General features: G+C 36.9%; 15 protein-coding genes and 1 pseudogene. 14 read left to right on the top strand and 2 right to left on the bottom strand.

Features of this window, described 5'->3' with window-relative positions:
• Positions 1–14: 14 nt before the first annotated feature.
• Both MHI02_RS07305 and MHI02_RS07300 read right to left on the bottom strand, forming a co-directional pair.
• Positions 15–1,268 carry an ABC transporter permease gene (locus MHI02_RS07305; protein ID WP_341165804.1) on the bottom strand — a complete coding sequence of 418 codons (1,254 nt, stop codon included), beginning with the start codon at positions 1,266–1,268 and terminating at the stop codon, positions 15–17.
• Positions 1,261–2,055 (bottom strand): annotated as a pseudogene (locus tag MHI02_RS07300) (ABC transporter ATP-binding protein); the annotation flags it as partial. The pseudogene MHI02_RS07300 and the gene MHI02_RS07305, both read right to left, overlap by 8 nt.
• A 162-nt stretch (positions 2,056–2,217) precedes the next feature.
• Between MHI02_RS07300 and MHI02_RS07295 the strand changes: the two are divergent.
• From MHI02_RS07295 to MHI02_RS07230, 14 genes are all read left to right on the top strand, one after another.
• Complete coding sequence (locus tag MHI02_RS07295; RefSeq protein WP_341165803.1) at positions 2,218–3,309, top strand: DNA cytosine methyltransferase; 1,092 nt, start codon at positions 2,218–2,220, stop codon at positions 3,307–3,309.
• A gap of 78 nt (positions 3,310–3,387) precedes the next feature.
• Positions 3,388–3,591, top strand: a complete 204-nt coding sequence (locus MHI02_RS07290) for a hypothetical protein (RefSeq protein WP_047185298.1) — start codon at positions 3,388–3,390, stop codon at positions 3,589–3,591.
• Positions 3,592–3,698: 107 nt separating this feature from the next.
• Positions 3,699–4,013 (top strand): YdcP family protein, encoded by a 315-nt coding sequence (locus MHI02_RS07285; protein WP_341165802.1) that lies wholly within the window; start codon positions 3,699–3,701, stop codon positions 4,011–4,013.
• A 13-nt stretch (positions 4,014–4,026) separates the two neighbouring features.
• Positions 4,027–4,407 carry a YdcP family protein gene (locus tag MHI02_RS07280; RefSeq protein ID WP_047185296.1) on the top strand — a complete coding sequence of 127 codons (381 nt, stop codon included), beginning with the start codon at positions 4,027–4,029 and terminating at the stop codon, positions 4,405–4,407.
• Positions 4,407–5,753, top strand: a complete 1,347-nt coding sequence (locus MHI02_RS07275; RefSeq protein ID WP_047185295.1) for an FtsK/SpoIIIE domain-containing protein — start codon at positions 4,407–4,409, stop codon at positions 5,751–5,753. The genes MHI02_RS07280 and MHI02_RS07275 overlap by 1 nt, the downstream gene beginning before the upstream one ends.
• Positions 5,754–5,796: 43 nt before the next feature.
• On the top strand, positions 5,797–6,222 hold the full coding sequence (locus MHI02_RS07270) for a hypothetical protein (protein ID WP_341165801.1): 426 nt from the start codon (positions 5,797–5,799) through the stop codon (positions 6,220–6,222).
• 188 nt (positions 6,223–6,410) lie between these two features.
• Positions 6,411–7,598 (top strand): MobT family relaxase, encoded by a 1,188-nt coding sequence (mobT, locus tag MHI02_RS07265; protein WP_341165800.1) that lies wholly within the window; start codon positions 6,411–6,413, stop codon positions 7,596–7,598.
• A gap of 126 nt (positions 7,599–7,724) precedes the next feature.
• The gene (locus MHI02_RS07260; RefSeq protein ID WP_047185293.1) at positions 7,725–7,946 is read left to right on the top strand and encodes a hypothetical protein; all 222 of its coding nucleotides are present in this window, start codon (positions 7,725–7,727) and stop codon (positions 7,944–7,946) included.
• Between the two features lie 120 nt (positions 7,947–8,066).
• Positions 8,067–8,600: a dihydrofolate reductase family protein gene (locus MHI02_RS07255; protein WP_341165799.1), complete on the top strand. Its 534-nt coding sequence runs from the start codon at positions 8,067–8,069 to the stop codon at positions 8,598–8,600.
• A 192-nt stretch (positions 8,601–8,792) separates the two neighbouring features.
• Positions 8,793–9,293 carry an antirestriction protein ArdA gene (locus MHI02_RS07250; RefSeq protein WP_341165798.1) on the top strand — a complete coding sequence of 167 codons (501 nt, stop codon included), beginning with the start codon at positions 8,793–8,795 and terminating at the stop codon, positions 9,291–9,293.
• 71 nt (positions 9,294–9,364) lie between these two features.
• A complete protein-coding gene (locus MHI02_RS07245; protein ID WP_341165797.1) occupies positions 9,365–9,757 on the top strand; it encodes a conjugal transfer protein in 393 nt (130 codons plus the stop codon).
• Positions 9,741–12,188, top strand: coding sequence for a conjugal transfer ATPase TcpF (tcpF, locus tag MHI02_RS07240; RefSeq protein ID WP_341165796.1), 2,448 nt, complete (start codon positions 9,741–9,743; stop codon positions 12,186–12,188). Before MHI02_RS07245 ends, tcpF begins: the two co-directional genes overlap by 17 nt.
• 4 nt (positions 12,189–12,192) lie before the next feature.
• A complete protein-coding gene (locus MHI02_RS07235; protein WP_341165795.1) occupies positions 12,193–14,370 on the top strand; it encodes a CD3337/EF1877 family mobilome membrane protein in 2,178 nt (725 codons plus the stop codon).
• Between the two features lie 5 nt (positions 14,371–14,375).
• On the top strand, positions 14,376–15,386 hold the full coding sequence (locus tag MHI02_RS07230; RefSeq protein WP_341166103.1) for a bifunctional lytic transglycosylase/C40 family peptidase: 1,011 nt from the start codon (positions 14,376–14,378) through the stop codon (positions 15,384–15,386).
• Positions 15,387–15,392: the final 6 nt, after the last annotated feature.

The following is a 15,392-nucleotide window of genomic DNA, read 5'->3' as shown; positions in this document are numbered from 1 at the left end:
CTTCCCCTACTAAATTAAGAATCTTTTTTAGATAAGGCTAATGCTTTTTTGAAATCCTTTAATGAGCTCGATCTTCCATAAAGTAAAACTCCACCTTTATATACTTTTGCTCCAATATACGCAAATAAAAGAATGGATAATACTATTATTCCTATTGATACCATTACTTCCCAAGTTGGTATGTCCAACATTCCCACTCTCATAAACATGATCATTGGGGAGAAAAACGGGATAAAGGAAGTAACCTTAACGATAGTTGAATCTGGTGCCTCTAAACCAAACATAGCGATAAAGAATGCAATCATAATTAAGAAAATTAGTGGTAACATCATTTGTCCTGTATCTTCTACTCGGCTAACTAGTGAACCAAGCATTGCAGCAATGGTTGCATATACTAAATATCCTAATAAGAAGAAAATAATCGCATATACGTAAACTGCTGGGGAAATATCTTGAAACCCTAAATATTCAAAAATACCTCCCATATACTCATCCTGTTTTGATTTAATAAGAATGATTCCTAGTATGATAATAGAACCGACTTGTGTAAGTCCAAGAAGTGCAATACCAAGGATCTTTGCAAACATATGTGTCACAGCTGGAGCACTAGAGACTAAGAGTTCCATTACTCGGGATGATTTTTCATTCGCCACATCCGTCATAATCAATTGCCCATATGACATGACCGTTATATATAGAACGAATAGCATGACATAGACAATACCCCTTGCCTGATTCAGTTCCTCTTCTGTCTTAGCTGTTTCGTCCAAAGCGGTTGCTTGAAAAGTTACCGGTTCATTAATTTCCATTAATGCCTTTTCGTCAATTCCTGAATATTGGGTAGCTAATGCAACTTTTAACTGTTGCACTTGCTGTTCAAGGAGTATTTGATCACCTGTATCGGAAATATTATTAGCATAATACGACGCTTCTGGTAATTGCTTACCATTTAACGTGATAACAAGAAGTGCATTATACTCCTCATTAATGACAGCGTCTTTCCCTTCTTCTACTGTCCCATCAAACTCTACTAATTCCAAATCATTACTAGCCGCCTCTACATTTGTTGTTAATGGAACAAATAATGTGTTCGATTCATCGATTACTGCAATTTGGTCAACCTCATCATCAGTGAAAAGATCAATAATCGACTGGATATTTGCCAACGCAACAACGAATAATAGCGAAATGATAGTACTTATGATAAATGGTTTTGCCTTCAGCTTTGATAAATAGGTATGTGAAAGGATTACCCAAAATTTATTCATAGCTTGCACCTACCTTCTCTATGAAAATATCATTTAGGGAAGGTTCCTCTAGTTCAAATTTACGAATAAATCCTTTTCCTTGTAACAAAGAAAAAATTCGTTGTGAAACATCTTCATTTTCAATTTGTAATTCACAGCCTTCCGCTACCTTCTTATATCGTACTACTCCAGATTCATTACCTAAAAAATCTAATTCAAAATCTGCATGAATGATAAGATTTTTCTTACCGAAGGAACGTTTAATTTCCCGTAATGAACCTTCCACAACTGGGTTCCCTTTGTGCAAAATACATAGATGCTCACATAATTCTTCTACATGTTCCATGCGATGTGAAGAAAATACAATGGATGTACCTTGTTCTTTCAAATCAATCACAGCATGCTTCAACAATTCTACATTGACAGGATCCAACCCAGAGAATGGTTCATCTAATATTAATAATTTGGGTTTATGAATTACTGCGGAGATGAATTGAATCTTTTGCTGGTTCCCTTTTGAAAGTTCTTCTACCCGTTTATTCATATACTCCGGTACTTTAAAACGCTCTAACCAACTTTCAAGCTCTGATACGATTTCTTTCTTTCTCATCCCACGTAATTTACCTAAATAAATGATTTGGTCTTTAACCGTTAATTTCGGATATAAACCTCTTTCCTCTGGAAGATAGCCTATGAGATGACTTTTACTGTAGTTAATTCGCTCGCCATTCCAAGTAATTTCCCCTTCCGTAATATCCAAAAGACCTAGAATCATTCGAAAGGTTGTCGTTTTTCCAGCGCCATTAGAAGCGTGTATATATAGACAACAGGCTATAACCCTTGCCAGTCAAGGGGTTATAAAAACTTAAAGACAATTAAACATATCTATAATCACACCTAAAACGTCATTTGAACGGTATTTTATCGATCATTGGCGTTTTTAAGTTGTGATCTTTAGGGGTGATTATTTTTGAAGGATAAAATAACTGAAAAGGATTCTAGTGCAGCTTTAAAATTAGGAAGTCTTTTTGATGGGATTGGTGTATTTCCTTTGGCGGCTTCTCGTTATGAAATTACGCCAACATGGGCAAGTGAAATTGAGAAAGCACCTGTGTCTATTACAAAACACCATTTCCCTAACATGCTCCATCTTGGAGACATCACAAAAATAGATGGTGGAAAAATACCACCTGTTCATATCATTACCTTTGGTTCACCCTGTCAGAACTTATCCAATATCGGAAAACGAGAAGGTCTTGCGGGAAAGCAATCGAGTTTATTTTATCATGCAATACGAATTATCGAAGAAATGAGGTGTGCAACGAATGGAACATATCCAGTTATCGCTGTTTGGGAAAACGTCATGGGAGCTTTTTCATCAAATAACCGGATGGATTTTAAAGCCGTGCTGGAGTCCTTCACAAATACCAAAATTCCAATGCCTGCTTCTGGAGTCTGGGCAAATGCTGGAATGGTCAGAGGGAAGGATATTGAAGTGTGTTGGCGACTCTTGGATGCCCGATATTGGGGAAAGCCCACACTCGCTCAAAGAAGAAGACGTATCTTCCTCGTGGCAGATTTTAGAGGAAAACGTGCCAGGGAAATATTATTTAAAACCCGTGATCTGCAATCGTTTCCTACGTCTTGCGGAAAGGGCGGGTTGTCCTCCACCAGCACCAGTCGAATATCTGCTCCAAAAACAAGGGGGAAAATACCCATCGTCCGTCCCTTTCAAGAAAGACGCATGCGAAGCACCGCAAAAGACAAAAACAAAACAGGATTCCATGCAAGTTTCGGACGAACACATGACCCTTTTCCCACTTTGCTCGCAGGCTCTGTAAATTATTTTTCATTTTGGTACGAAGGAGAAGAGAAAGAAGGATTTATTCGTCAGCTTACCCCATTAGAATGTGAACGTTTGATGGGATTACCAGAGGGTTGGACAGCTTTAGGACACAAAGATGAAGCAATCAGTGATTATGCAAGATACAAAGCCCTTGGAAATGCGATCGCCATACCATGTGCGGAATATATTATGGCTGGTATTGCAGAAAATTTATAGTAAATCAATTTTTGAGCATGTTGGATAATTCTCATCTGACGTGCTTTTTTTATGGATTCATAGAAAGGAGAAAATTGTATGATGTCTTTGAATGAACAGGATATATACGAAGAAAAGGTAATGGAATGGATTGATGATCATTTTGTTATAAATGAAATTGAGATTGAAGACTTTCCATTTTTTCCTCATGGGAAATTGATACGGGATGAAAATGGAGAAACAATGGTTGTATTTTGGTGTGTCATTTATGGACGTGTAGATTATCGTTTACAAGAAGCGTAAGGAGTGATTGACAAATGAAGAGGTATTTTTCTCGTTCTCCCCCCTTCTGCCTTGCTTTTCATACGGATAGATAAGCAAAAATTAAAACAAGAAAAGAGGTTTATATGATGGAATTAAAACATGTTGTTCCAAATATGGAAAAAACATTTGGAAATTTAGAATATGCAGGTGAAGGCAAAGTCGAACAGCGACGAATTAATGGACGTATGACCACTCTTTCTAGGAGTTATAATCTGTATTCCGATATTCAACGGGCAGATGATATTGAAGTGATTCTCCCTCAAGAAGCTGGAGAAAAGTTTTTTGAACATGAGGAAAAAGTAAAATTAGTGAATGCAAGAATTACCGCAGAAGGTTATAAAATTGGTGATCGTGGATTTACAAAATATATCTTACATGCAGATGACATGGTCAAAGCATAAGGAGGAATAACACATGAGATTAGCACAAGGAATTGTCATTGATAAGGAAAAAACGTTTGGTTTATTAAAGTTTTCGGCATTACGACGTGAAGTCTTTCTTCAAAATGAAGATGGTACGGTATCAAATGAAGTGAAAGAACGCACGTATGACTTAAAGTCTCGTGAACAAGGACGTATGATTCAAGTGAGTATTCCTGCTTCCGTTCCCTTAAAAGATTTTGATTATAATGCGGAAGTAGAACTTATTAATCCTGTCGCAGATACCGTTGCAAACGCGACTTTTCGTGGTGCTGATGTCGATTGGTACATCAAGGCAGATGATTTAGTCTTAAAGGGAAAAGCGTCAACATCGACTAATCATGTTTCAAAATTTACTCCTGATAAGGATAAATAATGAATATTTTCAAAGGACGAGGGAAACGCATTAAAGAAAAAGATGCTTCTCTCGTTTTTCAATTTGTATTCTTTGGGCTGGTTGGTGTATGGCTCGTTTCCTTTATCCCTTTTCATCTGCCCTTTTTACTCTCGACCACATGGCAATTGGATGACTTTCAAGCACACTTTATTAGCACCTATGGATTGGTGACATTGTTAATTAGTCTTGCCTTAACTGCTGGATGTGCATATCTCTATTATCGCTATCGGTATGACAAAATAAAACAAGTCATTCACCGTCAAAAGCTCGCAAAAATGATTTTGGAGAACGGATGGTATGAAACAAAACAAATTACACAAGAAGGCTTTTTTAAGGATATTCCATCCAATAAAACGAAGGAAAAAATCAGCCATTTTCCAAAGATGTATTATCGGTATGAAAAGGGATTATTGTATATTCAAGTGGAAATTACACTCGGTAAATATCAAGAACCCCTTTTAAATTTAGACACCAAATTAGAAAGTGGGCTGTATTGTGAATTGGTATCAAAAGAGTTACATGATTCCTATGTGGAGTATGCCCTTTTCCATGATATGATTGCGAACCGTATTTCGATTGATGAAGTTGTTGCACAAAATGGCAGCTTGAAACTGATGAAATCCCTCTATTGGGAATATGATAAGTTGCCGCATATGTTAATTGCTGGTGGAACAGGCGGAGGAAAAAGTTATTTTATTCTTACATTGATTGAAGCGCTACTCAAAACAGATGCAAAATTGTATATTTTAGATCCGAAAAATGCCGATTTAGCGGACTTAGCTACTGTGATGCCTGATGTGTACTACAAAAAGGAAGATATGATAACCTGTATCAATGATTTTTATGAATCTATGATGGCTCGTAGTGAAGAAATGAAACAGATGCCTAATTATAAAACAGGAGAAAACTATGCTTATTTAGGCTTATCTCCCCACTTTTTAGTTTTTGACGAATATGTAGCTTTTATGGAAATGCTTGCTTCTAAGGAAAATACAGCAGTATTAACCAAGCTAAAACAAATTGTCATGTTAGGGCGTCAAGCTGGATTCTTCCTTATTCTTGCTTGTCAACGACCAGATGCAAAGTATCTTGGAGATGGCATTCGAGATCAATTTAATTTTCGGGTTGCTTTAGGTCGTATGTCAGAATTAGGGTACGGGATGGTTTTTGGGTCGGACGTACAAAAACAGTTTTTCTTAAAACAGATTAAAGGCCGAGGGTATGTTGATAATGGGGATAATGTAATTTCTGAATTTTATACACCGCTTGTCCCTAAAGGTCATGACTTTTTACAAACAATTGAAACACTTGCAAAAGCAAGGTAAACATCATCAGTAAAAAAAGAAATGGAGAAATAGAGGAATGGCTATGAAAAAATTAGAAGTCTATCATACACCGACAGAAAACTGTACCCTTTGTCTTTGTATAAATACAGACCAGTTCACAGTAGATTGTGACCAATACATCATTGACCGATACAAAGGCTTTACTGTCAATCCCAAAGCACGATTTTACTCGAAAATAGATAAGTTGATTGATGAAATTATTCGTGAAGTAAAAAAGCCACCGTTCAAATTTAGAATGCGGTTAGATAGTCGTCACAGTATTACCAGCAGGAATATTCATTACCGTTTTCAGATTTTTGATAGGGATTCATTCAAAAAGGATACTTTATCAGAAGTGATTTTGCATGAACAAATAGAGCCAGAGATTGATTTTGTAGTGATTTATACTGGAATACAAGGGCTATCAAAAACAGACGACAAAGGCGGGTTTTACGGTCCCAAACCGTAAAACCTGTCTTTGTCGGGCAGGGCTTGCCCTGCCCTTACCCCCCCGTTTCTAACAGGGGGGTAGAAAAGCAATAGGAAACTGTCCGAGAAGTGCCTTAACACCTGTAGGCACAATAGTTTAAAGGATATCACAAAGATGTCAACTCAAACGAAAAAGTTGACATCTTTTTTTAGTTTGGAGGAATGCACATGAATCAAGTGCCTTGGTATCAACGTTTAAAGGAAAGACGAGTGGAATATGGCGTATCACAAAATAAATTGGCTGTACATGTGGGGATTTCTAGACAATATATCAGTGAAATCGAAACAGGAAAAGTAACTCCGACTCCAACATTAAAAAATGCTCTATTCAATGTTTTAGAACAATTTAATCCAGATGCACCTTTGGAAATTTTGTTTGACTATGTACGGATTCGTTTTTTAACGACCAATCCGAAGCCTGTCATTGAAGAAATTTTGAAACTTAAAATGGAGTATATGATGCATGAGGATTACGCATTTTACTCGTACATGGAACAATATGTGTTTGGAGATATTGTCGTCATGGTTTCACCTGATGAAGATAAAGGTTGTTTACTGGAACTGAAAGGAAAAGGATGTCGCCAATTTGAAAATTTCTTATTAGCCCAACAGCGAACATGGTTTGATTTTTTCATGGATGTGTTTCGTGTTGGTGGCGTATTTAAACGAATTGACCTCGCGATAAACGACAAGATAAGCATCTTAGATATTCCGTTTTTGACTAACAAATGCCGTAATGAAGAATGTATCTCTGTTTTTCGTAGTTTTAAAAGCTATCGTTCGGGTGAACTGATACATGGCGAAGAAAAGCGGGATATGGGCAATACGTTATATATTGGTTCATTAAAAAGTGACGTATATTTCTGTGCTTACGAGAAGGATTACGAACAATACGTAAAGCATGGAGCATCACTAGAAGATACAAAAGTGAAAAATCGCTTTGAAATACGCTTAAAAAATGATCGTGCGTATCACGCGATTGTTGATTTAATGACCTATGAAGACGCTGGACGAACAGCGTTTTCCATCATTAACCGATATATTCGTTTTGTCGATAAGGATGAGAAAAAGCGTCGTAGTCATTGGAAAATCAATAAAGAATGGAAACGATTTCTGGATTTAGGTGTAAGTAGAAAAATTACTTTAACAACAAAACCTGAACCGTACACATTTGATAAAACACTTAGATGGTTGGCTCGACAAGTGGCTCCTACTTGGAAATTAGCAACGAAGCTCGATGAAATCAATCAAACGACTGTGATTAAAGATATGTTAGACCAGGCAAAGTTAACTAAGCGTCACCAACAATTATTGATGCAACAAGCACTTGCGACAGAAGAAGTCATTAACCGATAGATTGGAGGGATTGTATGAAGTTATTAAAGTACATTTTTATTACGATTATGGGCGGTGTTATTTTATGGGTTATCGAATGTATGCGTCAAGTGACAAAGTATTAGAGAATGAAAGGAGAAATAAACAATGAATTTTGGTCAAAATCTCTATAATTGGTTTTTAAGTAATGCACAATCGTTAGTGTTGATGGCAATTGTTGTTATCGGGATTTATTTAGGATTTAAGCGTGAATTTTCTAAGCTGATTGGCTTTTTGATTGTTGCCTTAATTGCGGTGGGATTAGTCTTTAATGCGAGTGGAGTGAAAGATGTATTGTTAAACTTATTCAACAGAATTATTGGAGCTTAGATAATGTGATTTATAGAAAAAAATGTGTGTTTATTGTATAGTATGAAATATTAATACTAGAAAAAGAGTCGTTTATTCAACAAACGGGTCAGTTAATGGAATAAAAGAAAGGGAAAAATGATGAGCAAAAAACGTAATTTAGTATTATTTATTGCTTCAAGTTTGGATGGATATATTGCTACAAAAGAGGAATCTCTTGAATGGTTATTTAAGGTTGAAGGTGAAGGAGATAACGGATTTACAGAGTTTTATGAAACGGTCGATACGGTTTTAATGGGCAAAAGAACTTACGATTGGATAATGAAGCAAGATATAAAGGAGTTCCCATATAAAAACAAAGAATGTTATGTGTTTACAAGATCGGTTGTTGAAGATACCGAAAATGTAAGGTTTGTTAATGATGATGTAACTAATTTTATTCATAAATTGAAAAATCAAGAAGGAAAGAACATATGGATTGTTGGTGGAGGAGAATTGTTACAGTCATTTATACAAGAAAAATTGGTTAATGAACTGATCTTAACGGTTGCTCCAACAATACTTGGTAAAGGGATTCCATTATTTAAAGAGGGAGATTATCAATTGGATCTTTCGTTGAAAGGAACTAGGAATTTCAATCAATTTGTTGAACTACACTACGATGTCAAAAATTAATGGAACACTCTTCAACTAAAGGGCGCGATTGTTTAATACAAGCTTAACGCAGATATCTCTTAGATCTTATTCAACAAATATTTTTATTAATTGTTGGCTCTAGTGAAATTTAAATACGAAAATGAAAACAGCTACTATGAACAGTTAGCTGTTTTTTTATGCCCATTTTTAATAAAAAGGATGTGAAAACTAATGGACATGCAAGTTTACATTGCCAATCTAGGAAAATACAATGAGGGCGAATTGGTAGGCGCTTGGTTTACTCCTCCGATTGATATGGAAGACGTAAAAGAGCGTATCGGATTAAATAGCGAATATGAAGAATATGCCATCCATGATTACGAGTTGCCGTTTGAGATTGATGAATATACACCAATCACTGAAATCAATCGTTTATGTGCCATGGTGCAAGAATTAGAAGGTTCGCCTATCTATCATGAACTTTCTGAAATTCAAGCCTATTGGTTTGATAGTTTGGAAGAATTACTAGAACATCAAGACGATATTATGCATTACCCCGATTGTGAGAATATGGCAGATGTCGCAAGGTATTTTGTGGAAGAAACAGGAGCACTTGGAGAAGTTCCTGCCCATCTACAAAACTATATTGATTATGAAGCCTTTGGACGTGACCTAGAAATAAACGGTAACTTTCTTGTTACATCACATGGCGTATTTGAATATCTTGTGTAATGAAATATGTTATAAAACTGTGAAACAGTCTGTTTATATGCAGGCTGTTTCACTTTTCGAAAGGAGAACGTATGAAAAAACTAAAAAGTTATACACGTATTTGGTCAGTAGAAAAAGTGATTTATGCCATTAATGATTTTCGTTTACCTTTTCCCGTCACATTCAACCAAATGTCATGGTTTGTACTCTCTCTTTTGATCGTAATGTTACTAGGGAATTTCCCTCCCCTTTCTTTGATTAATGGGGCGTTATTAAAATATGTCGGAATACCAGTTGGTTTGACTTGGTTTATGAGTCAGAAAACATTTGACGGCAAAAAACCGTATAGCTTTCTCAAGTCCGTATTGACTTATTGGTCCCGACCTAAAGTGACCTATGCGGGAAAACCTATCAAACTACAACGCATGAAGTTTAATGAAGCTATTACTACTGTGAGGAGTGAAGTCCATGCGTTATCCGATTAAATATATGGAAAATAATCTCGTCTTTAACCATGATGGAGAATGTTTCGCCTATTATGAGCTGTTACCATATAACTATTCGTTCCTTTCATCAGATGAAAAAATACAAGTACATGACCACTTCCGTCAATTAATTGCACAAAATCAAGATGGCAAAATTCATGCACTGCAGATTAGTACCGCGAGTAGTATTCGCTCGGTACAAGAACGAAGTAAAGAGTTAGTCACAGGACGATTACAAAAAGTTGCTTATGAACGGATTGATGACCAAACAGAAGCACTTGTTTCGATGATTGGGGAACATCAAGTCGATTACCGTTTCTTTATCGGTTTTAAACTGCTTTTGAATGAAGAAGAAGTCAGTTTAAAATCGATTGGGAAATCAATAAAAAATTCACTATCTTCTTTTGTCCGTGATGTGAACCATCACCTGATGGGAGATTTTGTTTCCATGCCTTATGATGAAATGAGACGTTTCTCTAAAATGGAATCTTTATTACAAAACAAAATAGCTAGACGTTTTAAGATCCGCCCTTTAAATAAAAATGATTTTGGCTACCTAATTGAACATCTTCATGGACAATCAGACATTGCTTATGAGGAATATGATTATCCTCTCCCTCTAAAGAAGTTGAAAAAGGAAACGTTAGTAAAGCGTTATGACTTGGTCAAACCGACTCGTTGTTTGATTGAGGAAAACCAACGTTATTTAAAAATTGTACAGGAAGAACAGACAACGTACGTTGCTTATTTTACGATTAATTCGATTGTAGGTGATTTGGAGTTTCCATCCGATGAAATCTTTTATTATCAACAACAACAATTCACTTTTCCGATTGATACGTCCATGAATGTAGAAATAGTCACCAATAAAAAAGCCTTGTCTACGGTGCGGAATAAGAAAAAGGAGTTAAAGGATTTAGATAACCATGCCTGGGAATCCGATAACGAAACAGGAAGCAATGTCATCGACGCATTAGAACAAGTGAATGAATTAGAAGATGTGCTCGACCAAACGAAAGAATCGATGTATAAATTAAGCTATGTTATTCGAGTTTCTGCTTCTAATTCGGACGAACTTAAACAGCGTTGTAATGAGGTAAAAGATTTTTATGATGATTTAAACGTAAAACTTGTTCGTCCATTTGGAGATATGATCGGTTTACACAGTGAATTTATTCCAGCCAGCAAACGCTATATGAATGATTACATTCAGTACGTTACATCCGACTTTTTAGCTGGGCTTGGATTTGGGGCTACACAAATGCTTGGTGAAACAGAAGGGATTTATTTTGGCTATAACTTGGATACGGGAAGAAATGTCTATCTCAACCCTAGCTTAGCTAGTCAAGGGGTTAAAGGTTCGGTCACAAATGCCTTAGCTTCTGCTTTCTTAGGTTCACTTGGTGGTGGGAAATCTTTTTCCAACAATCTACTAGTCTATTATGCGGTTCTTTTTGGAGGACAAGCACTCATTGTTGATCCAAAGGCAGAACGGGGAAACTGGAAAGAAACGTTGCCTGAAATTGCTCATGAGATCAATATTGTAAATTTAACAAGTGATGATTCCAACAAAGGATTACTTGATCCTTTTGTCATTATGAAAAAGAAAAAGGATTCGGAAAGTCTTGCGATTGATATTCTTACCTTTCTCACAGGTATATCGAGTCGAGATGGAGAAAAATTTCCTGTATTACGACGCGCAATTCGTGCGGTCAGTCAACAAGAGGAACGTGGGTTACTTCTTGTTATCCAGGAACTTAGAAGTGATCCGAATCCATTAGCTGGACCGATTGCAGATCATATTGAAAGTTTTACAGATTATGATTTTGCTCACCTTCTGTTTTCAGATGGAACGGTGAAAAACTCGATTAGTTTAGAAAAACAGTTAAACATTATTCAAGTGGCAGATTTAGTGTTACCAGATGCAGAAACGAGTTTTGAAGAATATACAACGATGGAACTGCTTAGTGTTGCGTTGTTAATTGTTATCTCTACGTTCGCATTAGATTTTATTCATTCTGACCGCAGTATATTTAAAATTGTTGATTTGGATGAAGCTTGGAGCTTCCTACAAGTTGCACAAGGGAAAACACTTTCCAATAAATTGGTTCGTGCAGGACGTGCCATGAATGCTGGCGTGTACTTTGTCACTCAGAATGCGGATGATTTAACCGATGAAAAATTGAAGAATAATATCGGTGTGAAGTTTGCTTTTCGATCCAGAGATATCAATGAAATTAAAAAGACACTTGAATTCTTTGGAGTGGATAAAGAAGATGAGGGAAATCAAAGGCGCCTACGGGAACTGGAGAATGGACAATGTTTGATGCAGGATTTATATGGGCGTGTCGGAATTATTCAAGTTCACCCTGTCTTTGAAGATTTATTCCATGCTTTCGATACGCGACCACCTGTAAAGGAAACGAGGTGACAAAATGAACAAACAAAAAATAAAGAAGATCGTCCTAACGGTGGTACTCATTGGTGCCGCCGTTTTTCTTTGTCTTCTTTTACTTGGAACATTTGCACAAGCTGCTGGTTTAGTGGATGATACGGTATCGGAAGACAATTTGTATTCTAAATATGCCCTTGACCATTACCAACTCGATTTTTACGTGGATACGGGTTGGGATTGGCTCCCGTGGAACTGGAATGATGGCATCGGAAAACAAGTGATGTATGGCCTATATACAATCACCAATTTTATTTGGATTATTAGCCTATATTTATCAAATGCGACAGGCTACTTAATCCAACAAGCCTATTCATTGGATTTCATTTCACAAACAGCGGATGCCATCGGGAAGAATATGCAAACATTAGCTGGAATCACCGCCAGTGGTTTTAGCAGTTCGGGGTTTTATGTGGGCTTCCTGCTTATCTTTATTTTAGTAATCGGGATTTACGTGGCCTATACAGGATTAATGAAACGGGAAACGACAAAAGCCATTCGAGCGATTCTCAATTTTTTAGTTGTGTTTATTTTGTCTGCCTCCTTTATTGCCTACGCTCCAACATATATCAGTAAAATCAATGATTTTTCAGCAGATATTAGTCAAGCAAGTTTGGACTTAGGAACCAAAATTTTGATGCCGAACTCGACAAGTCAAGGGAAAGATAGTGTGGATATGATACGGAATAACCTTTTTTCTATTCAAGTGGAACAACCATGGTTATTATTACAATTTGGTGATTCAGATAAAGAGACGATTGGCGAAGAACGTGTCGAAGCCTTAGTTTCCACTAGTCCAGATGCCAATAACGGAAAAGATCGGGAAGATGCCGTCAAAACAGAAATTGAAGATCACGACAATAAAAATTTAACGATTACGAAGACCACTACACGTTTAGGAATGGTCTTCTTTTTATTTCTATTTAATATCGGAATTTCCATTTTTGTGTTTCTTTTATCGGGAATTATGATTTTCTCACAAATTCTGTTTATTATCTATGCCATGTTTCTACCTATCAGTTTTTTATTGTCCATGATACCTACCTTTGAAAACATGGGAAAACAGGCGATTATGAAATTGTTTAATGTGATTATGCTTCGTGCTGGGATTACATTAATCATTACTGTTGCTTTCAGTATTTCTTCCATGCTTTACAGTTTAACAACGAGTTATCCATTTTTCTTGATTGCCTTCTTACAGATTGTGACATTTGCGGGCATTTACATGAAGCTTGGTGACATTATGAGCATGTTCAAACTGCAAAGCAATGATTCGCAACAAGTTGGACGTCAAGTCATGCGTCGTCCATACCGAATGTTTAACCGGGGTAGTCGCCGATTACAGCGAACAATTGGACGTACCCTTGCGGGGACAACAGCTGGAGCAACGATCGGAGCAATGGTCGGGAAATCAAAACAAGCAAAAGGTTCGTCCTCTTCACTACGTCCATTGCAACGGCTAACATCGACTACAAAAAATAACAAAGAACGCTCAAATGCAAATACAAAACCAATCTCTTTGAGCCAAAAAGTAGGTCAAGTCACAGGAAAAGTACTTGGTGCGAAAAAGCAGTTGCGTGCAAATATTAAGTATCGTAAAGATCAGCTACATGATTTACCTACTACTGCTCAATATGCGGTCATGAAAGGAAAAGAACAACTTACAAAACCTTCTCGTGATTTTAAAGAAGGGATAAAACAAGCAAAGGAAAAAAGACAGCAAGTAAATAAAGAACGTGAAGCAAAACATCGTCAAACCATTGCAGATAGGCGACAAGCTTTGGATAAAAAACGTACTCCTTCTCGGGAATTTGTCAGTCCTAAACGACCACTCACACAAAAAGGCAATGAATTGTTATATCAGGAAAGATTAATGAAAACAACTGTTCAACAAAAAGAAAAGACAAGACCTGTCACAAAAAGCGAGCATAGAAAGCAATTCAAGTTACAACGGCAGTTATCGAATCCAGACAGAAAAGAACATTTTACTGATAATCCCAAACAACCTGTTAAAAAAGGAAACCGATCTCCCAATGAAGAACGTTCTCGACCAAAAAGTAGTCGGACAATCATCAAGCGTCCTTCTAAGCCGTTGAAACGTGCAAATCGAAAACACATGAATAAGCGTCCAATCCATGCAGTTAAGAGGAAACGCCGATGAAAGTCATGAAATTAAAGATCATGTTCATTGTTGGGGGATTAGGCTTTCTTGCGTTGTTTGGGCTATTAGCATTTGTAGCTATTTTTATATCGAATGAAAAACATTCATCAGATGGTGGTCATTTCATGCATGATGTAGGCGGTATATCAGTATCCGCAGATGTGTTAAAACATCAAGCAATGGTAGAAAAATATGCGAAAGAATATGGGATTCTTGAGTATGTTTCAACACTACTTGCCATTATCGAAGTGGAAAGCGGCGGCAAGTTACAAGATGTAATGCAGAGTAGTGAATCGTTGGGATTACCACCTAACACATTGGATACCGAAGCATCCATTCAGCAAGGTGTCAAATATTTTGCGGATTTATTACGTTCCGCAAAAACAAATGGTGTCGATGAGAATACAGTCATTCAGGCTTACAATTATGGCGGTGCTTTTATTGATTATGTTGCAAAACGAGGAAACTCTTACTCTTTTGAACTAGCTGAAAGCTTTGCGAAGGAACGTTCGGGCGGTAGCAAAACTACTTACTCCAATCCAATAGCCGTAAAGAAAAATGGGGGCTGGCGTTATCTTTACGGCAACATGTTTTATGTTGATTTAGTGAGTCAGTATTTCATTTCCCCTCAATTTGATGATGAAATGGTTCAGATGGTCATGAATGAAGCCTTAAAGTATGAGGGATATCCGTATCGGTTTGGGGGAGACAATCCGAACACTTCTTTTGATTGTAGTGGATTAACACAATGGAGTTATCGGAAAGCTGGCATTCATTTACCTCGAACGGCGCAACAGCAATATGACGTGACCGAACATATTCCTCTTTCAGAAGCAAAACCGGGGGATTTAGTGTTCTTTCATTCCACGTATAACTCTGGAACGTATGTTACCCATGTTGGTATATTTGTAGGAAATAATCAGATGTATAACGCTGGTGATCCGATTGGTTATGCCGATTTAAAGTCTTCTTACTGGCAAAAGCACCTCATTGGAGCTGGACGGATTAAACAATAGAAAGGG

Origin of the sequence: Oceanobacillus sp. FSL K6-0118 (assembly GCF_038006665.1) — a bacterium.
GTDB classification, from domain to species: domain Bacteria; phylum Bacillota; class Bacilli; order Bacillales; family Amphibacillaceae; genus Oceanobacillus; species Oceanobacillus caeni.
Note: the sequence above shows the minus strand (reverse complement) of the source record. Positions and strands in the feature narration are given on the sequence as shown.